Below are 20,669 nucleotides of genomic sequence, written 5' to 3'. Positions count from 1 at the left end.
TAAAAAATGAAAATCATCGCTCACATACTCTCAGGCACCGACATCACCACCACCACAAAAGACCGTGACGGGCGCAAGGTCACTACTGGCACTGTGAAGCTGCTCACCACTGACCCGAGTCAGATCATTGATGTGTCCATCACTGAAGAGCAGGTGACAGCCGGCTATCACGCCATGCTGAAAACTATCGCTGGCAAAGGCCCGACCGAGTTCATGGTCGAGTACCGGAACGGCTCGTTCGGTGACGACAACGGCCGCCACCGCCAGTTCAACGGGTTCCGTCTTGTAGACCTCCCCGCAAGCGTCCAGAACGCTAAGGCGTAAGCCATGGACGCCCTACCCGACTACTCCCAACTGATTGTGGCTGCCGCCTACATGCTGCTCTACGCCATTGGGTTCATGGGAGGGAATCAACGGTGATTGAGCCAGGTATTGAAATGTTTATTGCTGGCGGGTTCCTTGTTTGGCTCGTTGGCTATGGCTCTGGCACGGTGTTCCGACACACCCGCCAGATATTTGAGAAGGCCTCTCGGGGCAATTGAAAACCGTAAACGCAATTCAAGGTTGAGCTGTATTGAAAAGCGTAAACATCAATCAAAAGGAAATGATCATGAAAATTCGCAATATGGTTCGTAAGTACGCCGCTCCGGTTCTGGTTGCTGGCTCTGTTGTTGCTTCCTCCGCTGCCTCTGCTGTTGGCGCTCTGGATGCTGCTACCGTTACCACCGTCAAAGAAAGCGTGCTCGCTGACGCTGGCACCGCCTCTGGTGCGGGCTTCGCCGTCATGGCCGTGGTGCTTTCCTTGTCCATCGGCTTCGGCCTCTTGCAGACTTTCGTCCGCAAAGGTGCTCAAGGTTAATCACTGGCGGGGCTCTGCCCCTGTACTATCGGGGGGCTCTGCCCCCCTTTTTCATGGGGGATATATGCGCCCGTACATCATATTACTAGCCGCCGCGGTCACGTTCTCGGCCTCCGCTCTCCAGATAGGTGACTTCTTCCAGAACGCTGAAGTTATCAAGGCGAACTCTGTCAAAGTCGTTAATGATGCTTTGATAAAAGTAAACACCACTATTAAGGGCTATGCCGCTAATGCCCCATACGCTATAAAAAATATAGATGTTCCTAAGCCTACTTTTATGTCTCATGTTAAAACCAACATGAAAGGGCTTGTTAAGAAGAATGCATGGTATGCTGCTTGGTTTGCTACTATGGCTGCTGCTGGCTGGGCTATTGATGAATTGACGGGTCAAGTTTCTCAAACCACTATCGTTAATCGTGGTGATTGTTTTTATAACCAACCCCCTTATGGTTTGAATCTCACACCTTCTCAATGTGTTGATTTGTATCACTCTATTGTTCCTTCTAGGAAAGTTACTAAGGTTTTTCAGGATACTGAAACATATAAAACTTGGGTTACTTGTAATGCCTCTACAGGTCTTGATTGTGCGTCTCCCGGTTTAAAGTGGTCTAAGAAAACTTCAGCATCTGAAAATTTGCCTATTAGTGACCAAGCTTTATATGATTCTCTTGCTGCTTATATGATGCAAGACCCTAAAGCTGCTGCTGATGCTTTTATGGTTCCTGATGCTTGGCCTTATCCCTACCCCCATATCTTTCCTGACCCTGTTAAATACATCCCAGGCGTTTCAGAGGCTGATGAGGCATTGCTCGATGCCCTTATCAAGGGCCAGTTGCAGACCACTAACCCGAACGCTGCCAACTATGTTACCCCTGAGAAGCTCCAACAGCTTCAACAGCTCTTGGCACAGTTACAACAGGGCATTACCCCAGAGGGTGAGGCTGGGACGCTTAACGACAACCTCAAGAGCCCTCTTACTCAAGCTCAGTTAGAAGAGACTCTCCAGAAAGAGAAAGAGGCAGAGACCAAAGCAGACCAAGAGGCAGCCACCAAGGCCCAAGAGGCATTAGCCCCTGCTGAGGGCGCCCTTGATAAGTTGGCAGAGGATAAGACTTGGCTTGAGCAGCAAATCACTGATGCTCCTTTGCAAGCTCCACCCTCTCAAGGTCTTAATTTGCCTAAATGGGTTTGGCCTGTCGGTAATTGCAAGCCATTCCCCGTTACTTTTGAAATATCTAATATGTCAGCTACTGCGAATGATGGTGGTGCCTTTTGTCGAAATTACAATGAGGTTTATCATCCTTTGATTTACTGGTTTATGTATATGCTATTGGCTCTTTATCTATTTGTCCTTTGGCATAAAACAATGGTTCAAGTTGTGGGGGCTCGTTAATTATGAAAGTTTTAATCGGTTTATTAATTGAACGTCTTGGCTCTTTCTTTGCCAAGATTGTTGGCTTGATGTCAAAACGTGCTGCTGTTGTTGCTTTGCTTGCAGCCATGGGACTTATGGTTGTCACCTTCACCTCTGCTCTTTCTGGCCTATTGCAAAATATGACTACAGGCATAAATCAGCCGCTTGTTGTATTCGGCCTTTCTTTGCTGCCACGTAATACTCCGGATGTGATTGCCATGATTGGTGTCGCTCGTTCTGCTCAATGGCTCTTTATCTGGCAAATGACGGTTGCCCGTTCTGCCTTTGATGCCAAGTAACACGGAGGTTTCATGAAAGCGCCTTATTTCGTCACTGGCCCCGTTGGGGCTGGTAAGTCCGTAACGATGGTTTCTATCATGGTCGGCTACCTCAATGAGGGCCGCCCTGTGGCGACAAACATTGATGTCTATCCCGAGCACATGCCGCTCAATGAGAAGGGTAAAGCAACCCCGATCATCAGATTGCCGGAAGAGCCGCGTTCGTCAGATCTTGAGAACCTCGGTTATGCGTATGAGCGCCCCAAGAAAACAGCTCTCCGGTCAGACCAAGAGCAGATCTATGATGAATCGAAAAACGGCTGCTTGGCCCTCGATGAAACCGCGTTCTTCATGAACACTCGGGACTGGAACAACCCAGACCGCGCCCAGTTGATTAAGTGGCTCCGTCTCGTCCGTAAACGGGGCTGGAATGCCTTCCTCGGTGTGCAGGACATCGAGTCAATCGACAAGCAGATCGTCAATGCCCTATGCCGTACCATCTGCTGGTGCTACAGCTCCGACACTATGTTGAGTTCGTCCTTGGGTGCCAAGGGCATACTCGTTTATCCCCTCATCTGGATAGCCAAATTGGTTATCAAATACGTCCTTCGGGTTCCACGTATCCATGTCGCCTCCTATTTCAAGGGCAAAAGCAAGACTACCGGGATGCCCTGTGGCACCAAATACACTTGGGGCAAATGGCTCTACAAGGCCTATGACACTGCTCAAGAGTTCGACGACGGCAAAGAACTGTTTGATTTTCCGATACGGGATTCAAAGGGCCTTATCAAGTGCCGGATCAAGCTCGGTAATGGCGACTACAAAGACGCCTATCTCCACCCTGACGCCATAGACGCAACGCCCGACTGTGAGCGTTATACCGAACCCCGCTTTGTCGATATGCGGGCCTGCTACAGCATCCTGCCAGCCAAATACATCCATCAGTGGTATGGAGATAAACCAGTGAAAAAAAATGAGGCTGCAGCCCATGTTTCTTCAACCTCCTCAACCCCGCCCGTCTATCAATTCCGATTCCCGATCACCAATCCCCTGCAGATCCCCCGCTGGGCCATCATGCGTTTTGCCGACCGCGTTGCCCGCCGTCAGAACATCCCCATGGTGCTGGTATTGCTCCGCTGGGGGATCATCAGCCATGCTACCGCTATGCGTCACCCCGAGTTCGGCAAGGTCGTCCGCCGTAATTACTGGCTGCGCAAGTATGGCCTTAAGGCCCGCCTCAACTACTACGGTCAGCTCACCCTTGCTCGCACACTCCAATATCATCAGGGCTACACTCTGACCCCCTCTGTTTGACCCCTGATAAAGTATGTGAAGGGCGCGCGCGCCTCACCCCCTCCCCCTCCAGGTGCAAGCTGTAGGGGGCGCGGTTGGGTCGAGTAAGCGCCTTTTTCTTTTGCAGTTATCCACGGCTCGGAACCCCTTATCCATCAGGCAGTCCCCCGTTCTCCCCAACGGGGAGATGTCCCCGCTGTTGGGGGCCTTCGCCTTGGAACAAGGCGCGTATAGCCTCCCGATAACCACCGGAGTTCAAGTTTCCGCCCTGCGGCCGTAGGCCGCCCTGAGCGAAGCGAAGGCAAGAAACAACCACCCCGAGTGGGCATGGGGAGGCCCTACGCCCTGAAAAACAAAAACAAAGAGAGCTGATTTAACCTGCGGACTGTGGCCCTGACTGCGGGGGCAAGGGGGGCTCGCCTGTGGAGAAGGGGGGCCGAGCGGTGGGTAACTGCGGGCGCTTGCGAGACACTGCCGAGCCCCCGCCCAAAGCTTGCATTGTGATAACCGGACATCGTACCGTGTGCGTTCCTGCACATACCTCGGCCAGTTCTTCAATTTCCAAACAGGCGGGGTTTTCTAACACTGCGTAATGGCTTTTTTATGTTAAATGGCAGTAAGCGGAACCGCATTTTCAGGGGCTTTAGCCCCTACAAGCCGCCCACTGATGTCGATATTTCCACTAATCGGCGGGCGGCGGAACACGCCCATCTAGCCCCGAGACTGGATCACCCCCTTCCCTGCTAAACCGGCTTTTAAGGCTTTCAGCGTTCTGAGGTAGGTAAACGCCTCAGCGCTGCATGATCTTTCAGCGCCTTTAGGTCTTCTGCCCCGAATGATTCGATGATTTCTAGCCGTTGCCTGGACAAATAGGTGCCAGCAGGCGTGATTAAATGATGACCGGACATCCTCCACCCGTCCCAATATCGGGTGAAGACGGTAGGCAACTCCCGTCCTGTTGCCATTCGCATAACCCTTTTGCACACGTCAGGGATCTTTTTTCCTTCGTCCCATAGCGTGACCTCTGTCACAGAAACAAAACATAATTTTGCCGTTTCTTCTGGACTCAAACCGCACTCAAACCACCTAAAGACAAAGTTTTTTGTAATGTTACGTTCCATTCCATTTGTACCGCTTGAATCTGGCAATATTGCCAGTCGCGGAAATGGGGGGCTTTTTAACGTAACCATTAATTATGCGCAGTGTTGGTTAAGAGTAAAACAGAGGGGCCGGAAGGCCCCCAATTCAAAATCACGGCAGTCTATAGCGCCACGAGCATTATCACCAAGTTTAAACAATGTTCGGCCATAGCCATATAGTTCCTGATTTTCTTTCAGTTTCAGCAGGATACTTGGGAAGGTCCACTCTACGGGCTTTCCGCCCAGTTCGGGATTGAACCATACGCAGCAGGTATCATTGCTCTCCTCATCATTCAGCGGCTTGACGGTTATCCTATAGCCACCGCCTGAAAGTGTCACAACTTGAGAAGTATTGGAATCTTTGCATTACTACGCCTTGTTACGCTAATAGCTCTAGCTTAATCAGTATCAAAATGACAATACAGCAAGCAATGAACCTTCACAGAATGCCATAAGGCTTCAGACATTTTTCCAGGGCTGACCCGTCGCACCAGATCGGCCAGACTCAGCACGTCCCCTTGGCCATAAGCTCCTCGAGGGTTGCGACCCGAAATGGTGAACGTTCTCCCATATATTTTTTTCTCTCTTCTGGTGTGGGCCTACTCTGTGAGACATGTTGAAGGTCAATTTTAACCTTGGTTTCACAAATTATGCCGATAACCCCATTTATCGGCATCACCATCCTAGTCCTTATCAACGTTGTTTTGCTCTGAGCTATCTGGAGCGGCTCTCACGAACCTGACCCCATTACGCTTATAAATATGAAAGTCAGGATGTTTTCCTTCGTGTATATCTTCAATAAGCCTTTACGAGGGCCTGTCCCCCGCCCAGGAATGGTGTAGGTTTGGTTTTCGCCGTTCTTCCCATCTTGTTACCACGAATATTCTTTGCCACGTGCATCCCCTGTTTGAGCACCATGCTTCATACGGATATTGATGCGGTTCTGGCGAAAAAAGAACTCAATGATAACAACCTTGCCTTGTGAGAGATAATGCCCCTCCCCTTTGGTTTGCGTGAGCATGGTGGGGGTGAGCTGTAGAGATAACAAGATATAGCAATCGCCCCCTCCCATTGGTCGATATTCTGAAACCACAAATGTCGTATTTTGAGACAAGCGTTCACTATTAAAATGCTTGAACAATATGTGTATTGGGCTCCCCTTTTCACAGTGGGCAGCCATTGCACTCACTCCGATTGACAGGGATATGTTGTAAAATGACGTGGTTCAAGGTGATGCCATTCGATTTCTTCACTCTTCGTTATCTCTCACTAGTGTGCTTTTATCGCAATCTGTCGAGCGGTTTTTGCTGTGCACTCTCATGGCGCTCGCTTTGGCTTGTGTGCAGGTATTTGGAGGTAGTGTCGATACTGTCGTGGCCCGCATCAGCTTGTACGTGGGAAAGTGGTCGGCCGTTGAGGTTGATGTCATGAGTGATCCCGGTGTGGCGAATAGCGTGGGGAGAGAGTTGCCGCATTTCGGCACCATCCTGATAAAAGCCATCCAGCTCGGCAAGCTCGGCACCTTTGGTTATCACCGCTTGTATCAGCTCACGCAGCTGACGTATCCCTAAATTGGCATTAAGTTCTCCCTGCTCCCGGCCGTGGGCTGCCGCTTTATGACGGATAAAAAGCGGAGTCTGCTCGTTGGGTGCCGGCAAGGGCGAGAGTCCCAGAAACGTGCGATAACGTTCGAGTGCTTGAAGCAGCGCCTGTGAAACGGCAACAGTGCGGCGCTTGCCCCCCTTGCTACTGGGTATGTAGTAACCCCAGACGCCGGTTTTGCGATCCCGCCTGAACTGCCCCATCACAGGGGTAAAGCCCGGCCGGGCTGCAACCTCAGAGATCCGCAGATAGCAAGCGTACATCAGAATGGTGAGAAAACGGCTGCGCTCGTGCTGCTCCGGATGGTCGTTGGCAAGGGTATCGGCGGCCTGCATCACGTATGACCACTGCAACTCGCTGAAGGCCTGCACCTGATCATCGGCCTCCTGCTGTTGCGGCCGTTTGACCCGCTGCAGTAGCAGAGCGGGATTCCTGTCCATGTACTCCTCCTGGATCAGGAACTGGAAGAAGGCCGACAGGATGGCGAGCTTGGTCTTCATCGCCTGCTCGCTAAGACGGTAGGGCAAGGTGCGGCCCAGTTCCCGCTTGCCCAAAAACGGTCGCCATTGCGGATTGGGCAACCGCTCCCCCCACTCCTTGTCTAGGACAAATTGCGCCACGTTGCGATAGGCGATTAACTCTTCAGGTGGCGACTGACAGTAGTCGAGATAGCGGATCATGATGCGGCGAGTGAGATCTTTCGGGCTGATGGCCGCCTCGCAAAAGCACCAGTGCAAAAAGGTGGTCAGTTCGCTGCGATAGGTTTTGTAGTTGTTTTCGCTGTTGCGCTGCTCCAGCAACCAATCGACCGCCAGCTCGTAAACCAGCCCGGCATCGGGCACATCGTTGAGGCTGAGGTTGGCAAGGTACTGATTGACCTGCGGGTTGCCAACTTCCAGATAGATAAGACTGTCAAACAGCGGCATGGCCGGCGGCAAGGATAATGGGTGTTGAGTCATGGTGTTGCTTGTTGATGATGAATCGATATGTGCCTGTGAGCCGAGATGATAAAAAAGGGCTCGTGATAGATGAATGCGGCTTCTGCTAGTTTTTGTTCTGTCTCTTGTTATTGCTGATTGAGGTCACCGGGAGCGATCTGGATAACGATCTCTCCACTGTTTGCTCATTATTTCCTCATAGATCTGGCTGGTTTCGCTCAGTTGTGTACGCTATTCAGTTATGCATGGGATATGCATCTTTGTTAAAAAATTCTCGGGATAAATAGCCGTAAAAATGGATTTAAATGCAATTAAAGTGAATGGTGTGAGCTATTTATCCCGAGAAATAGCAGGTCTGTGCAATCAGGCAACCTGTTTGAGTGGCTTCTCCTTGCGCTTGGCCGCTGGAGCCTCTTCTTCCTTCGTGCCTGCCTGAACCTTGCCGCCACGCAGCAGGGTTTGCAGCACATCACGCTGCTCTGCCAGGTAGAATGCCAGACTCTCTTGCTGCTCTGGTGCCAGCTCGATCGGGGCGCCAGCCAACAGAGTCATCAACTCGTCGGCCGTATCCAGCAGCTTGTCATAGGCATCGGCCTCTTTTTTGCTGGCAAAGGTCATTTTTTCCACTCCCCCACGAACAACCACATATTTGATCTCGACAGCCATGATGGCCTCCTCTTGGTGATAATGGATAGAGTATATGTATGGATATACAGTATTGCAAATAGCCTCACCGGAAAAGAGTTCGCCGGGGTTTAGCGACAAAAGCCGCGCTGGATCAAGCTGTCTCAAAGTGTCATTTGACTTCCACGTCAGACTGGTCGGATCATGGCCTTATGACGATCGTACGACACCTGTTTATCCTGCTGATGGTAGAGGTGCTGCTCCTTGGGAGTATCGCCCACTTGGTCGTGGGACTCCCTTGGTTGCTGACCCTGCTGTTTGTGGTGTTTTCCCTGCTTGGGTTGCGCTGCCTGGTGGTGCTCGGTAGCTGGCTGTTTACCCGCTTCTACCCCTCCCCGGCTATCGGCCTTTGGCGCAGGGTGAAGATGATGGCGCAGGAGATGCTGGCCTACCTCTACACCTTCACCTTGTTGCTACCGTTTGAGCCTTTGCTGATGGCACCCGATCGGCTGCGTCCATGCCAGCGCCCCGTATTGCTGGTGCATGGTTACGGTTGCAGTCGCGGGATCTGGCGCACCCAGCGCGCCCGACTAGAGGCTGCAGGTCATGTGGTCGCCACCATTACCCTGATGCCACCATTTGGTCATATCGATGAGATGGTGCCGCTGCTGGCCACCCGGATTGACGACGTGCTGGCGCAGACTGGGGCTGACAAGCTGGTGCTGGTCGGTCACAGCATGGGCGGACTGGTCTGCCGCGACTATCTGGCTATCCATGGTGGTGACAAAGTAGAGCGCCTGATCACGCTGGCAACGCCCCATCAGGGCAGTCAGCTGGCCGCCCTTGGGCTTGGGGCCAATGCCCGCGAGATGGAGCCAGGCTCCGGCTGGTTGCAGCGTTTCGCTTCGGTGCCGCTTTGCGTACCCGGCATCTCGGTGCGTACCAGTCACGACAACGTAGTGATGCCGCAGGAACGGCAACGATTGGCGGGAATGGAAGATATCGAGTTGCCCGCCATCGGGCATCTTTCTCTGCTCTATTCCCGCCGTACGACGGATCTGCTGCTTGAGTTGTTGTCCCGAGTCTGACCCTCCTTAATCGTTCTTCAACTGCTATTCCAAATAAAACAGGGGCCTGATTGCTCAGGCCCCTGTTGATCTCTTTATCGCATCACCCGGTTAGAAGTGGATACCCTTGATCAGGGTCGAGACGGCAACCTGATCGGCGGTGGCCTTGGATTTGTCGCCATCCTTGGGGTCGGCAAAGGTGCGGAAGCTGGTGTTCATGATCACCTGGGCGACGCGCGGCGCCAGAGCGTGAACCACCTGACCGAACACCCCGAGGCGAGTGGCCAGTCGCACATGCTTGTTGATGATGGTATCGCACACCAGATCGGCCGCCTCTTCCGGCGTCATCATAGGTACCTGCTCATAGACCTTGGTCGGTGCGACCATCGGCGTTTTCACCAGCGGCATATTGATGATGGAGAAGCTCACCCCCTTGTCGGCAAACTCGGAGGCGGCAGTCCGCACCCAGGCATCAAGGGCCGACTTGGAGGCAACATAGGCGGAGAAGCGCGGCGCATTGGTCAACACCCCGATGGAGGAGATGTTGATGATGTGCCCTTTTTTCTTCTCGATCATGGTGGGCAGTACCCCCATGATCACCTTGAGCGCGCCAAAGTAGTTGAGCTGCATGGTGCGCTCCAGATCGTGGAAGCGATCGAAGGAATCCTCGATGGAGCGGCGGATGGAGCGGCCGGCATTGTTGACCAGAATATCGACGCCGCCGTGATCGGCCACGATGCGAGCGGTGATCTCCTCGGCCTGCGCCAGATTGGAGAGATCCCCCTGATAGATCTCGATGGTCAGCCCCAGCTCGGCAAACTCGGCTTTAGTCTCGGCAATCTTCTGCTCGTCGCGGGCGATGGTAACGACGTTGGCCCCCGCCCCCGCCAGCTTGCGTGCGGTGGCACGACCAATGCCGGAGGTGGCTCCGGTCACCAGCACTACCTTGCCCTCTACCCGACCACGCAGGGAGCGATCGATAAAGAGCTCGGGGTCAAGGTGGCGCTCCCAGTAATCCCACAGCCGCCAGGCGTAGCTGTGCAGCGGCGGTACTTCGATGCCGGTGCCTTTCAGTACCCGCTGGGTTTCGCGACTGTCGAAACGGGTGGGATAGCTGATAAGACGGAACACATCCTTGGGCAGACCCAGATCGGCGATGGCAGCATCGCGGATGCGGCGCACCGGCGCCATGGTCATCAGCATGGCGGTCAGGTGGCGGGGAATGAAGTTAAAGAGAGAGGCGTTGATGCGGATCGCAGGCTCTGGCGCATGGGCGGCGCGGGAGAAGGTGCTCAGCATGTCGCCGACCCGCATCGGGTTGGGGTCGGTCAGGTGGAAGGTTTTGTTCTCCTCTCCCTCCTGATGGGCGATATGCACCATGGCATCGACCACGAAGTTGACCGGCACGATATTGATACGGCCCCCTTCCACCCCAATGGCCGGCATCCAGGGCGGCAGCAGACGGCGCAGCTTCTGGATGGTCTTGAAGAAGTAGTAAGGGCCGTCGATCTTGTCCATCTCGCCGGTATTGGAGTCACCGACGACGATCCCCGGTCGATAGACTCGCCACGGAACTGTGCACTCGTTTCGCACAATCCCTTCCGCTTCGTGCTTGGTCTGAAAGTAAGGCATGTCGAGGTGCTCGGCCTCATCGAACATGTCCTCGCGAAACAGACCGTCAAACAGGCCCGCAGCAGCGATGGAGCTGCAGTGGTGGAACTGCCCCGCCCCCAGCCGCTCGGCAAGTTGAACAGCCTGACGGGTCCCTTCGGTGTTGACCTGCTGCTGGATCCCTGCCTTGGCGTTGAGGTCATAGATGGCCGCCAGATGGAAGAAGTGGTCGATCTTGCCGATCAACTGCTCCTGCATCTCGGCCGATACCCCCAGCAGCGGTTGCGTCATGTCGCCAAAAACAGGGACTGCGCGCGATTCATCCATATTCCAGAATGAGAACAACTCTGACAATTTCTCCTGATGAGAGGCGCGCATCAGAAAATAGACGGTACAGTCGGGATGCTGTTGGAATAACTTTTTGATCAATCGACGCCCGATAAAACCACTACCGCCAGTAATGAAATAGTTCATAAAGAGAATCCTGCTACTGATTAGGGTGTTACTAGGTTGTTAGATATATCACGATTCATATGGGAATCCGCAATTTGATTGTCGGTTCGTGAGCAAACCCTAATTTCGGTGGTGTGCCTGTTCCGTTATTAGGTAGAACCCTCTATTTTTTGTCCCTAGACTGGAGTTGAAAAATCAGTAATGCCACAACCCGATTGCAGTTTCGTTGTCGCCATTACATTTAACAGTCGTTATTCAAGGAGAAGATCATGGCTAAGAAATTGAAAGCGCTGGCAGGGTCAGTGACCGACAACCAACTCACCTCCACCATCAAGGAGTCTACCCAGCAGATCTGGTTGGCCGGTCTGGGCGCCTATGCCAAGGCGCAGGAAGAGGGTGGCAAGATCTTTGAAGCCCTGGTGCAGGAAGGTGAAGCGCTGCAAGCAAAAACCCGTCAGAGCGCAGATGAGAAGATTGCAGCTGTGACCGACAAGACCGCCAATACCTGGGGCCGTCTGGAGCAGGTTTTTGAAGATCGCGTGGCCCGCGCTGTGGCCAGCCTCGGCATTCCGACCCGCAAGGATATCGACAAGCTCTCCAAGCGCATGGCCGAGCTGACCGACGTGGTCCAGCAACTGCTGGATGCGCAGGAAGAGGAGGCCCCTGCCGCTGAAGCCAAACCGGCTGCCGCCAAAAAGCCCGTTGCCCGCAAGCCTCCGGTAAAGAAGGCTCCGGTAGCCAAGGCCAAAGAGGCCGTGGTTGAGCAGGCCGCTGATCTCCTTTCCGCCGCTGAAGATGCGGTGAAAGAGGTGAAGGCCAAAGCAGAGAGCGTCCTGCCCTGATCCCTCGCGGTGACGGAAGGTGATTGATACCGGCCCATGCCCTGCGCTGGGCCGGTCTTGTCATGGTGAATGTCATGGATAGAGAGGCGACGCTATGAGTACCATCGCAATTGCCCTTGCTGGCGGCGGGCCGCTCGGCGGCATCTACGAGATCGGTGCCTGCGCAGCCCTCTCTGACAGCATCAACGGCTTGCGCCTTGACCATGCCGATATTTATGTTGGCGTCAGTTCGGGGGCCGTGGTGGCGTCAGCGCTGGCCAACGGCATCTCGCCGGCAAAGCTGGTGCGGATCCTGCTCAGCGATGATTCGGGGGAGATGTTTGACCCGGCCACCTTGCTGCGACCCGCTTTTCGTGAATATGCCGACCGCCTGACCTCGATCCCGCCACTGGCGTGGCAGAGCCTGACCTACTATCTGGCGGCGCCCTGGAAGCGAAGCCTGTTTGAATCGCTGCAGGGACTCTCCAAGGCCATTCCGACCGGACTGTTCGACAATCGCGGGGTGGATCGCACCCTGACCCAGTTTTTTTCTCGCCCCGGCCGCAGCAACGATTTCCGCCAGCTGCGCAGCCGACTGTTTGTGGTCGCTACCGAACTCGATACCGGCCATCCGGTCGCCTTCGGCAGCCCGGGGCTCGATGACGTGCCCATCTCGGCGGCGGTACAGGCGTCGGCCGCCCTGCCCGGCCTCTTTCCCCCTTCATTGATTAACGGGCGTTACTATGTGGACGGGGCGCTGATCAAGACTCTGCACGCTTCGGTAGCGCTGGAAGAGGGGGCGGATCTGGTGTTCTGCATCAATCCGCTGGTGCCCTATGATGCGGACATGGCCGCCGGCGCGCCCACCAATCTGGTGGACAGCGGTCTGCCGGTGGTGCTGGCCCAGACCTTTCGCGCCATCATCCACTCCCGCATGCATGTGGGGATGGATCGCTACAAACACCAATATCCGGACGCCGACGCCCTGCTGTTTGAGCCCTCTTCTGCCGATGGCGAGATGTTCTTCACCAATGTGTTCAGTTATCGGGATCGCCGCCGCCTCTGCGAGCACGCTTACCAGCATACCCGCCGCGATCTCTGGCAGCGCCGTGACGAGCTGGCGCCGGTGCTGGCCAAGCATGGCCTCGAGCTCAATCTGGCCGCGCTGGCCGATGAAGATCGCACCCTGCTGGCCCCCGGCATTGGCTCGGTCGCCGCCCTCGACAAGTCGCTGGAGCAGTTGCAGCACTGGCTTGCCAAACGCTATCGCCACGGCGTGCGCCGTTCATCACCAAAGGAGTAGCATGGATCGCAAACCCAAACGTCGTACCCGGGAGCGGATCCTGACCACTGCCCTCGCCTGCTTCAATCGACAAGGGGAACCCAGCGTCACCACCTCGGCCATTGCGGCCGAGATGGAGATCAGCCAGGGCAATCTCTACTACCACTTCCACAACAAGGAGGAGATCGTCAACGCCCTGTTCTGCGAATTTGAACAGCAGATGGATCGCCTGCTGGAGGCGGTCAGCACCCCGTCCGATGAGCCCGAAGATATCTGGCTCTTTCTCCACCTGATGTTTGAAGCCGTCTGGCAGTACCGTTTCCTCTACTACGATATCGCGACCCTGATGAGTGGTTATCATCAGGTGGAACAGCGCTTTTCCGCCCTGCTGCGCCGCAAGGAGCAGACCGCCATCGCCATTTGCAACCATCTGCAAACGGTCGGGCTGATGGAGGGCACGACGCAACAGATGCGCACGCTGGCGGCCAATGTGGCGCTGGTGGGCACATTCTGGATCTCTTACCAGCGGGCACTGCACCCCAAGGCGGACGCCGATATCGCCCTCGGCGTCTTTCAGGTGATGCAGCTGGTCGCACCCTATTTGCGGGCCGATGCCCGCGCTCATCTGGGCGCCCTCGCCCATCACTACACCGACAAGGTTTGATTCACATGCTACAGGGAGAACAAGCATGACCACTTCACAACTCGAATTTGTCCCCTTCCCCTACGCGGATGCGGCCTATGACTATGCTGGCCAGAAGCTGGCGGACAACTGGGATCGTCTCCATCAGGGGGATGCCGAACCTTGGCCCGAGGATGAGCAGGTACAGGATGCCTGGCGGGCCTATCATGCCGGGGATTTTGCCCGAGCTGTCGCCCTTGGCGAAGCGGCCGGTGAGGCGGGCCTCAATGTGGCAAACAAGGCGCTGGTGATCCACGCCAGCTACCTGCTGGAGGACAAGTATGCCAAGCGCGCCGCCTTCGAACGGGCGGCCAGCCATGCCGAGCAGCTGCAAAAGCGCCAGCCCAAGAACGCCAACGCCTGGTATTTCCACGCGCTGGCACTCGGGCGATACAGTCAGGTGATCTCCATCTCCAAGGCCCTCTCGCAAGGGATTGGCGACAAGATCAAGGCAAGCCTGGAAAAGGCGCTGGAGATCGAACCCGACCACGCGGAAGCCCATATCGCCTTTGGCGCCTGGCACGCCGAGATCGTCGACAAGCTGGGTGCCATGATCGGCGGCCTCACCTATGGTGCCAAGAAGGAGGAGTCCGAGCGTCACTTCAAGGAGGCGCTGGCGCTGATCCCCGAATCGGCTATCGCCCGCATGGAGTACGCCAACGCTCAGGTGATGCTGCACGGCAAGAGCCGCCTGAAAGCGGCCGAAGCCCTCTATGCCGAAGCGGCCGAATGCGAACCCATGGATGCCATGGAGCGCCTCGATGTGGAGGCGGCGCGGGAAGAGCTGGAGGATTAACCGCCACTCTTGCCACGGATAGACAACAAAACAAGAGGCCAACCCGCGGGTTGGCCTCTTTTATGATGGGTGCAGTCCGGTTGGCTACGCCGTCACTGGTCGCTCAAATGCTCGCTCAACCGAGCAGCGCATCCAGTCCGTTGGGGTCAAACAATAGCTCCGGCTCCATCAGCACCAGCAACAGCAGTTGCTCGAACTCCACCGCAAACCGCTCGACCACCCGATCCGGATCCGGTACCAGCTTCTTGTCGGTGATAAGGCCCAGCTGCACCTTGTGATCGTAAGAGAGGATGGAGACGCCGACGCCGATATCCCCCGATTGCGGCACCCAGAACAGCGGCTGACGCAATTTTGCTCCAGCCAGATAGAGGGTCTGCTGCGGGCCAGGCACATTGGTGATCACCGCACTGGCCTTGGCCGTGAGCAGCTCGACGGCCTGCTGTTGCACCGCATTGGGGGCCATGCCAAGGGCATGTAACAGGTTGAGCACTACTACGGGTTGTAGCGAGGTGCGTAGCGCCTGCATCCGGTCACGCACGGTATAGAGCCGCTGTAACGGGTGTTCAACATCCAGTGGCAAGTCCAGGGCCACCAGCCCGAAGCGGTTGCCCAGCGCCCCCTCATCGTCCGGTGCACGCATATTGACTGGCACCAGGGCGCGGATCTTGACCTTGTTGGCATCATCCCCCTTCTCCTGCAGGTAGTGGCGAAACGCCCCTGCGGTGGCGGCGATCAGCAGATCGTTGACCGAGCAGCCCAGCACCTTGCCCACGGCCTTGATATCCGGCAGATCAATTTGTTCCGACCAGGCCACCCGCTTGGTGCTGGTGGTCTTGCCACGCAGGCGGCAGGGTGAATCATCACCGAGGGTGGCGATATTGCACAGCTCGCTCGCCACATCCCGCCCGGTCTTGAGGTAATCCACCGCCTTGGTGGGATGGGTGACCACTTCGACATATTTGGACCAGAGGCTACCGGTCAGCTTGAGACCGGCCCGCACCAGACGGCTGCCCTGGTGGCAATCCTCATCATCCTCGTCATCGCTGTCATCCAGTGGCTCCGGTGACGGTGGTCGCGGCGCCCCTTCCGGGGTGTTATCCATCATGGTCAGCATGGCCCGCACCAGCGAGAAGCCGTCGCCCATGGCGTGGTGAATGCGCACCACCAGCGCTTGCCCACCCAGCGACGTGTCGGTCAGGTGCATATCCCACAGGGGGCGCTGGTGGTTGAGCGGCGTCGAGGCGAGATCGGCCACCAGCTTCTCCAGCTCCAGCTTGCCCGCTTCACCCGGCAGGATCACACGCTTGAGGTGCTGATCGAGATCGAAATCGGGATCATGGCGCCAGTAGTAGGAGCCCCCCTCCAGCACGGCCCGCTGGTGGAAGCGGGGTTGCACCGAAATGGTGTGGCGCAATCCGGCCCGCAGACGCGCTTCATCAAGCTCTCCTTCAAACATCAGGACACCGATGATCTGCATCAGGTTGTTGGGTCTGTCCATGCGTAACCAGGCGGTATCGACGCAGGAGATAAATTCACTCAGTGGCATGGTTGTTTCCCTACAAAATGAATTTACCGAGGCGGCAAATTGCTCCTGCCCTCATATCCGGATGAAGACTTGATGCAATCAGAATGACATTAATGAGTGCCGACTCGAAATATGAAATAAAGATGAAAGATTACTTAAAAAATAGAATTGAGACCTCGCCGAATAATAAATCTGACAAACTATATGGCTTGCCAACTTATTTCAAACAGCCATCGTTTACAGCTGGTTTATTTAAAACCAGTGCAACGAAGAGTTTCAAACACGTTTGGGGCAAGGTAAGCGATTGTCGACATAATCGAGGATCTCCTGCTCCAGTACGCTGCGTACAGGCAACATCATCAAACCAAGATGCACTTCCAGTTCCAGGGTATCTTCGTCCAGGGTGAGAGTGCCATGTACCCCTGAGCCGCGAAAACGAAGCTCGGTCTCCTCTTCATCTGCCCATTCGCAATCGAGTTGATAGCTCTCGCTCATGTCCGCAGCGATGGCTTCGGCCGCGATCCGGGCGGCGGCCAATCCCAGCGGATGCTGACGGCTGATCTGGATGGTAGAGAGTGCGCTGCTGCCAGCGAGCGAGTTGAAGAACATGGTCGTTACTCTGGGTCATAAGTTAGTTATTGATATTAAACACATGTTCACAACAAATGAAAGGATGGTTCACATAAATGGGACTCACTTAACAGAGTCGAGAGGGATGCAGGCCATCAGCGGGGCATGGCATTTATTCCCTCCCCCGTGCGCGCTACACTTGTCACGGAACGATCAGCAAAAGCTGCTTGTTTTTCATTCACTTGTATCTTCGTATCACCGAATCCCCATCAATGGGCCCAAGGCCAGAGAGCTGTAGATGACGCATCAAGAACATGCCCACGACGACGATAGCACCCTGGGTCGGCTCTACCGCCAGCTCAAGCGGGTTGCAGCCTTGCGCGAGCAGATGCGTGCTCACCCGGAGGATCTGCAGGATCGGGATCGGCTACGCCAGTGGCAGGCCGACCGGTTGGGGCGAACCCATCGTGATCTGCTGGAGAGTGACCGCTACGGCCCGGCGGCCGAGTTTTTCCTGACCGATCTCTATGGCCCCGGGGATTGCGCCCGCCGCGATGCGGACGTGATGCGGGTGATGCCAACCGCCGAGCGGCTGTTGCCGGAGTCCGGCCTCAAGGTGCTGGCGCAAGCGATCGAGCTCGACGCTCTCTCCGAAGAGCTGGACTACCTGATGGTGGTGGCGCTGCGGCGCATTGATGGCATTGATCCCATCACACCGGATCATTACACCATCGCCTATCGTGCCGTGGGTGAACAGGCGCGCCGGGAACATCAGATTGCGTTGGTGAGCGAGCTTGGCATGACGCTGGACAGACTGGCGAGAAAGCCGCTGCTGGGGGCAACCCTCAAGCTGGTGTCAGGGCCAGCCCATCTGGCGGGGCTTGGCGAGCTCTTCTCCTTTGTCGAGCGCGGCTATCAGGTGTGTCATCAGATGGGGCGTGCCAACGAGTTTCTCGAGACCATCGCCAGTCGCGAAACGGCCATCATGACGGCGCTCTTTAACGGCGACAGCAGTGCGCTGGGGTAAGGCTTATCGAGGGATAAGCCGCCAGAATAACAAAGCGGGCCGATGAGCCCGCTTTTCGTTTATCACTGTTTGCCGATATGTTGGCCAATGCAAGAGCGGAGCGATCAGATCACCAGCAGATCCATAAAGGCGTGCACCGGGGTGGCGGCAAGGCGCGGCCCATCCTGACAGAGGGCCAGAATGTCGCTGACCCGTTTGGCCGGGAAGCGGGTGGCCAGATTGTGCTGGAATTTCTCCACCAGCAGCGGGATCCCCTCCTCCCGACGGCGACGATGGCCGACCGGATACTCCACCTCCACCTTGGCGGTGTGAGTGCCGTCCTTGAAGAAGATCTGGATGGCGTTGGCAATGGAGCGCTTGTCCGATTCCAGATATTCACGGCTGTAGCGTTTGTCCTCCTGCACCACCATCTTGCTGCGCAGCGCGTCGATGCGGGGATCGGCGGCAACATCGTCCTCGTAATCCTCGGCAATGAGGCGACCGAAGATAAGCGGCACCGCCACCATGTACTGCAGGCAGTGATCCCGATCGGCCGGGTTGTTGAGGGCGCCGACCTTGCTGATGATGCGAATGGCCGACTCATGGGTGGTGAGTTCGATGCGGTCGATCTCATCCAGCCGCCCCTTCACCTGACCGTGCAGTTTCATGGCGCACTCAACCGCGGTCTGGGCATGGAACTCGGCGGGATAAGAGATCTTGAACAGCACGTTCTCCATCACATAGCTGCCGTACCCCTGATGCAGGGCGAACTGGTTGCCCTTGAACAGCACATCGTAGAAGCCCCACTTGGGGGCGCTCAGCACACCGGGATAGCCCATCTCGCCGCTCATGGTGATAAGGGCGAGGCGCACCGCGCGAGAGGTGGCATCTCCTGCCGCCCAGCTCTTGCGCGATCCCGCATTGGGGGCATGGCGGTAGGTACGCAGGCTCTGGCCATCGACCCAGGCCTGGGAGACCGCATCGATTACCTGATCGCGGGTGCCACCCAGCATATGAGTCACCACGGCGGTGCTGGCGACCTTGACCAGCACCACGTGATCGAGACCGACCCGGTTGAAGGAGTTCTCCAGCGCCAGCACCCCCTGAATTTCGTGGGCTTTGACCATGGCCACCAGCACATCGCTCATGGTGAGCGGCGCCTTGCCCTCGGCCACGCGAGTACGGGAGAGCCAGTCGGCGGTGGCCAGAATGCCCCCCAGATTGTCGGAGGGGTGACCCCACTCGGCGGCCAGCCAGGTGTCGTTGTAATCGAGCCAGCGGATGATGGCGCCGATATCCCAGGCCGCCTTGACGGGGTCGAGGCAGAGCTGGGTACCGGGCACCCGGGCACCATGGGGTACCAGTGTCCCGGGGACTATAGGGCCAAGGTGCTTGGTGCACTCGGGAAAGCGCAGGGCCAAGAGGCCACAGCCGAGCGTATCCATCAGGCAGTAGCGGGCGGTGTCGAGGGCCGCCTCGCTGGTAATGGGGTGGTTGCAGACATAATCGGCAATATCGACCAGCACCTGATCGGGCTCGGGTCTGTGGTTGACGTCGACGTTGGCGGACATCGTGACTTCCTTATCGTTGTTGTAGAGAGACAAAGTGACGGGGGGCCGGGCCGACATAATCGGCGCTCGGGCGGATGATCCGGTTGTGCTCGCGCTGCTCCATCACGTGGGCGCACCAGCCGCTGACCCGCGAGCAGACGAAGATGGGGGTGAACAGCTTGGTCGGGATCCCCATGTAGTGATAGGCGCTGGCGTGGAAAAAGTCGGCGTTGGGAAAGAGCTCTTTCTCCTCCCACATCACCTTCTCCGCCTCGCAGGAGACGCGATAGAGGCGATCATCCCCTACCGCCTCGGCGAGCTTGGCCGACCACTCCTTGATGATGACGTTGCGTGGATCCGAGGTGCGGTAGATGGCGTGGCCAAAGCCCATGATCTTCTCCTTGGCCGCCAGCTTGGCCAGCAATTCGCGCCTTGCCTGCTCTTCATCCTGCCAGTGTTCGATCATCGCCATGGCCGCCTCGTTGGCACCGCCATGGAGCGGGCCGCGCAGGGTGCCGATGGCCGCGGTGATGCAGGAGAACATGTCAGAGAGCGTCGAGGCGCAAACCCGCGCCGCAAAGGTGGAGGCGTTGAACTCATGCTCGGCGTAGAGGATAAGGGAGACATGCATCACCCGCCGCTCCAGCTCGCTCGGTGCCTTCTGGTGCAGCAGCGCCAGAAAGTGGCCACCGATACACTCCTCGTCGCTGTCGAGGGCGATACGAATACCTTCATGGCTGAACTTGTACCAGTAGATCAGAATGCCCGGGAAGGCAGCCAGCAGCCGATCCGCCACTTCATGCTCATGCTCGAAACCATCTTCCGGCTCCAGATCGCCGAGCATGGAGCAGCCGGTGCGCAGCACATCCATGGGATGGGCATCGGCGGGAATGCGTTCCAGCACTTCCAGCAGCGGCTGGGGCAAGGTGCGCAGGCGACGCAGCTCGCGCTTGTAGGCGTCAAGCTGCTGCTCACCGGGCAACTCCCCCTTGAGCAGCAGATAGGCGACCTCCTCGAACTGGGCGCTGTCGGCCAGCTCCTTGATGTCATAGCCGCGATAGGTAAGACCGGTGCCACTCTTGCCTACTGTGCAGATACTGGTCTCCCCTGCGCTTTGACCGCGCAGACCGGCCCCGCCCAACGGTTTTTGCTGTCCCAT

General features: G+C 56.4%; 20 protein-coding genes. 11 read left to right on the top strand and 9 right to left on the bottom strand.

The window, feature by feature from the left end; translation table 11 throughout:
- Nucleotides 1-6: 6 nt before the first annotated feature.
- From G5149_RS00205 to G5149_RS00185, 5 genes are all read left to right on the top strand, one after another.
- Complete coding sequence (locus tag G5149_RS00205) at nt 7-324, top strand: hypothetical protein (RefSeq protein ID WP_421211040.1); 318 nt, start codon at nt 7-9, stop codon at nt 322-324.
- 286 nt (nt 325-610) lie between these two features.
- Entirely contained in the window at nt 611-859 is a 249-nt protein-coding gene (locus G5149_RS00200; RefSeq protein WP_184150399.1) for a hypothetical protein, read from the top strand.
- A 64-nt stretch (nt 860-923) separates the two neighbouring features.
- The gene (locus G5149_RS00195) at nt 924-2,252 is read left to right on the top strand and encodes a hypothetical protein (protein ID WP_421211038.1); all 1,329 of its coding nucleotides are present in this window, start codon (nt 924-926) and stop codon (nt 2,250-2,252) included.
- A 2-nt stretch (nt 2,253-2,254) separates the two neighbouring features.
- Complete coding sequence (locus G5149_RS00190; RefSeq protein ID WP_421211036.1) at nt 2,255-2,572, top strand: hypothetical protein; 318 nt, start codon at nt 2,255-2,257, stop codon at nt 2,570-2,572.
- A gap of 12 nt (nt 2,573-2,584) precedes the next feature.
- The gene (locus G5149_RS00185) at nt 2,585-3,865 is read left to right on the top strand and encodes a zonular occludens toxin domain-containing protein (protein WP_421211034.1); all 1,281 of its coding nucleotides are present in this window, start codon (nt 2,585-2,587) and stop codon (nt 3,863-3,865) included.
- A 743-nt stretch (nt 3,866-4,608) separates the two neighbouring features.
- Here the strand turns inward: G5149_RS00185 and G5149_RS00180 are convergent.
- From G5149_RS00180 to G5149_RS00165, 4 genes are all read right to left on the bottom strand, one after another.
- On the bottom strand, nt 4,609-4,965 hold the full coding sequence (locus G5149_RS00180; protein ID WP_421211032.1) for a DUF3653 domain-containing protein: 357 nt from the start codon (nt 4,963-4,965) through the stop codon (nt 4,609-4,611).
- Between the two features lie 889 nt (nt 4,966-5,854).
- Nucleotides 5,855-6,163 (bottom strand): hypothetical protein, encoded by a 309-nt coding sequence (locus tag G5149_RS00175; protein WP_216978787.1) that lies wholly within the window; start codon nt 6,161-6,163, stop codon nt 5,855-5,857.
- 100 nt (nt 6,164-6,263) lie between these two features.
- Complete coding sequence (locus tag G5149_RS00170; protein WP_421211444.1) at nt 6,264-7,511, bottom strand: tyrosine-type recombinase/integrase; 1,248 nt, start codon at nt 7,509-7,511, stop codon at nt 6,264-6,266.
- 375 nt (nt 7,512-7,886) lie between these two features.
- Entirely contained in the window at nt 7,887-8,189 is a 303-nt protein-coding gene (locus G5149_RS00165; RefSeq protein ID WP_005333111.1) for a YebG family protein, read from the bottom strand.
- 170 nt (nt 8,190-8,359) lie between these two features.
- Here G5149_RS00165 and G5149_RS00160 point away from each other — a divergent pair, with 170 nt between their 5' ends.
- On the top strand, nt 8,360-9,235 hold the full coding sequence (locus G5149_RS00160; protein ID WP_270656828.1) for an esterase/lipase family protein: 876 nt from the start codon (nt 8,360-8,362) through the stop codon (nt 9,233-9,235).
- 90 nt (nt 9,236-9,325) lie between these two features.
- On the opposite strand, the gene G5149_RS00155 is transcribed toward G5149_RS00160, so the two are convergent.
- Entirely contained in the window at nt 9,326-11,299 is a 1,974-nt protein-coding gene (locus G5149_RS00155; protein ID WP_421211029.1) for an SDR family oxidoreductase, read from the bottom strand.
- Nucleotides 11,300-11,547: 248 nt separating this feature from the next.
- On the opposite strand from G5149_RS00155, the gene G5149_RS00150 reads away from it, so the two are divergent.
- From G5149_RS00150 to G5149_RS00135, 4 genes are all read left to right on the top strand, one after another.
- Entirely contained in the window at nt 11,548-12,120 is a 573-nt protein-coding gene (locus tag G5149_RS00150; RefSeq protein ID WP_139462516.1) for a phasin family protein, read from the top strand.
- 94 nt (nt 12,121-12,214) lie between these two features.
- Nucleotides 12,215-13,402, top strand: coding sequence for a patatin-like phospholipase family protein (locus G5149_RS00145; RefSeq protein WP_040065538.1), 1,188 nt, complete (start codon nt 12,215-12,217; stop codon nt 13,400-13,402).
- Nucleotide 13,403: 1 nt separating this feature from the next.
- A complete protein-coding gene (locus G5149_RS00140; RefSeq protein WP_201956796.1) occupies nt 13,404-14,045 on the top strand; it encodes a TetR/AcrR family transcriptional regulator in 642 nt (213 codons plus the stop codon).
- Nucleotides 14,046-14,070: 25 nt separating this feature from the next.
- Nucleotides 14,071-14,859 carry a hypothetical protein gene (locus G5149_RS00135; RefSeq protein WP_216978790.1) on the top strand — a complete coding sequence of 263 codons (789 nt, stop codon included), beginning with the start codon at nt 14,071-14,073 and terminating at the stop codon, nt 14,857-14,859.
- 115 nt (nt 14,860-14,974) lie between these two features.
- Here the strand turns inward: G5149_RS00135 and G5149_RS00130 are convergent, their stop codons facing one another.
- Together G5149_RS00130 and G5149_RS00125 are read right to left on the bottom strand one after the other, a co-directional pair.
- Complete coding sequence (locus G5149_RS00130; protein WP_005360484.1) at nt 14,975-16,405, bottom strand: wax ester/triacylglycerol synthase family O-acyltransferase; 1,431 nt, start codon at nt 16,403-16,405, stop codon at nt 14,975-14,977.
- A 255-nt stretch (nt 16,406-16,660) separates the two neighbouring features.
- Nucleotides 16,661-16,993 carry a polyhydroxyalkanoic acid system family protein gene (locus G5149_RS00125; protein ID WP_157160779.1) on the bottom strand — a complete coding sequence of 111 codons (333 nt, stop codon included), beginning with the start codon at nt 16,991-16,993 and terminating at the stop codon, nt 16,661-16,663.
- A 259-nt stretch (nt 16,994-17,252) separates the two neighbouring features.
- Here G5149_RS00125 and G5149_RS00120 point away from each other — a divergent pair, with 259 nt between their 5' ends.
- The gene (locus G5149_RS00120; RefSeq protein ID WP_157160780.1) at nt 17,253-17,981 is read left to right on the top strand and encodes an FFLEELY motif protein; all 729 of its coding nucleotides are present in this window, start codon (nt 17,253-17,255) and stop codon (nt 17,979-17,981) included.
- A 104-nt stretch (nt 17,982-18,085) separates the two neighbouring features.
- Here G5149_RS00120 and G5149_RS00115 read toward each other — a convergent pair whose 3' ends face one another.
- Both G5149_RS00115 and prpC read right to left on the bottom strand, forming a co-directional pair.
- Nucleotides 18,086-19,531 carry a bifunctional 2-methylcitrate dehydratase/aconitate hydratase gene (locus tag G5149_RS00115; RefSeq protein ID WP_421211025.1) on the bottom strand — a complete coding sequence of 482 codons (1,446 nt, stop codon included), beginning with the start codon at nt 19,529-19,531 and terminating at the stop codon, nt 18,086-18,088.
- A gap of 10 nt (nt 19,532-19,541) precedes the next feature.
- Complete coding sequence (gene prpC / locus G5149_RS00110) at nt 19,542-20,669, bottom strand: bifunctional 2-methylcitrate synthase/citrate synthase (protein ID WP_270656830.1); 1,128 nt, start codon at nt 20,667-20,669, stop codon at nt 19,542-19,544.

This window comes from Aeromonas sp. 600479, from assembly GCF_049175515.1.
GTDB lineage: Bacteria > Pseudomonadota > Gammaproteobacteria > Enterobacterales > Aeromonadaceae > Aeromonas > Aeromonas veronii_A.
This window is presented reverse-complemented; position numbering and strand designations above follow the sequence as displayed.

Excerpts from the sequence above, each read along its gene's own strand:
- G5149_RS00145 (WP_040065538.1), top strand. The coding sequence starts at position 12,215 with ATGAGTACCATCGCAATTGCCCTTGCTGGCGGCGGGCCGCTCGGCGGC.
- G5149_RS00190 (WP_421211036.1), top strand. The coding sequence starts at position 2,255 with ATGAAAGTTTTAATCGGTTTATTAATTGAACGTCTTGGCTCTTTCTTT.
- G5149_RS00140 (WP_201956796.1), top strand. The coding sequence starts at position 13,404 with ATGGATCGCAAACCCAAACGTCGTACCCGGGAGCGGATCCTGACCACT.
- G5149_RS00125 (WP_157160779.1), bottom strand. The coding sequence starts at position 16,993 with ATGTTCTTCAACTCGCTCGCTGGCAGCAGCGCACTCTCTACCATCCAG.
- G5149_RS00180 (WP_421211032.1), bottom strand. The coding sequence starts at position 4,965 with ATGGAACGTAACATTACAAAAAACTTTGTCTTTAGGTGGTTTGAGTGC.
- G5149_RS00150 (WP_139462516.1), top strand. The coding sequence starts at position 11,548 with ATGGCTAAGAAATTGAAAGCGCTGGCAGGGTCAGTGACCGACAACCAA.
- G5149_RS00130 (WP_005360484.1), bottom strand. The coding sequence starts at position 16,405 with ATGCCACTGAGTGAATTTATCTCCTGCGTCGATACCGCCTGGTTACGC.
- G5149_RS00200 (WP_184150399.1), top strand. The coding sequence starts at position 611 with ATGAAAATTCGCAATATGGTTCGTAAGTACGCCGCTCCGGTTCTGGTT.
- G5149_RS00135 (WP_216978790.1), top strand. The coding sequence starts at position 14,071 with ATGACCACTTCACAACTCGAATTTGTCCCCTTCCCCTACGCGGATGCG.
- G5149_RS00175 (WP_216978787.1), bottom strand. The coding sequence starts at position 6,163 with ATGGCTGCCCACTGTGAAAAGGGGAGCCCAATACACATATTGTTCAAG.
- prpC (WP_270656830.1), bottom strand. The coding sequence starts at position 20,669 with ATGGGACAGCAAAAACCGTTGGGCGGGGCCGGTCTGCGCGGTCAAAGC.
- G5149_RS00155 (WP_421211029.1), bottom strand. The coding sequence starts at position 11,299 with ATGAACTATTTCATTACTGGCGGTAGTGGTTTTATCGGGCGTCGATTG.
- G5149_RS00185 (WP_421211034.1), top strand. The coding sequence starts at position 2,585 with ATGAAAGCGCCTTATTTCGTCACTGGCCCCGTTGGGGCTGGTAAGTCC.
- G5149_RS00120 (WP_157160780.1), top strand. The coding sequence starts at position 17,253 with ATGACGCATCAAGAACATGCCCACGACGACGATAGCACCCTGGGTCGG.
- G5149_RS00195 (WP_421211038.1), top strand. The coding sequence starts at position 924 with ATGCGCCCGTACATCATATTACTAGCCGCCGCGGTCACGTTCTCGGCC.
- G5149_RS00160 (WP_270656828.1), top strand. The coding sequence starts at position 8,360 with ATGACGATCGTACGACACCTGTTTATCCTGCTGATGGTAGAGGTGCTG.
- G5149_RS00170 (WP_421211444.1), bottom strand. The coding sequence starts at position 7,511 with ATGCCGCTGTTTGACAGTCTTATCTATCTGGAAGTTGGCAACCCGCAG.
- G5149_RS00165 (WP_005333111.1), bottom strand. The coding sequence starts at position 8,189 with ATGGCTGTCGAGATCAAATATGTGGTTGTTCGTGGGGGAGTGGAAAAA.
- G5149_RS00205 (WP_421211040.1), top strand. The coding sequence starts at position 7 with ATGAAAATCATCGCTCACATACTCTCAGGCACCGACATCACCACCACC.
- G5149_RS00115 (WP_421211025.1), bottom strand. The coding sequence starts at position 19,531 with ATGTCCGCCAACGTCGACGTCAACCACAGACCCGAGCCCGATCAGGTG.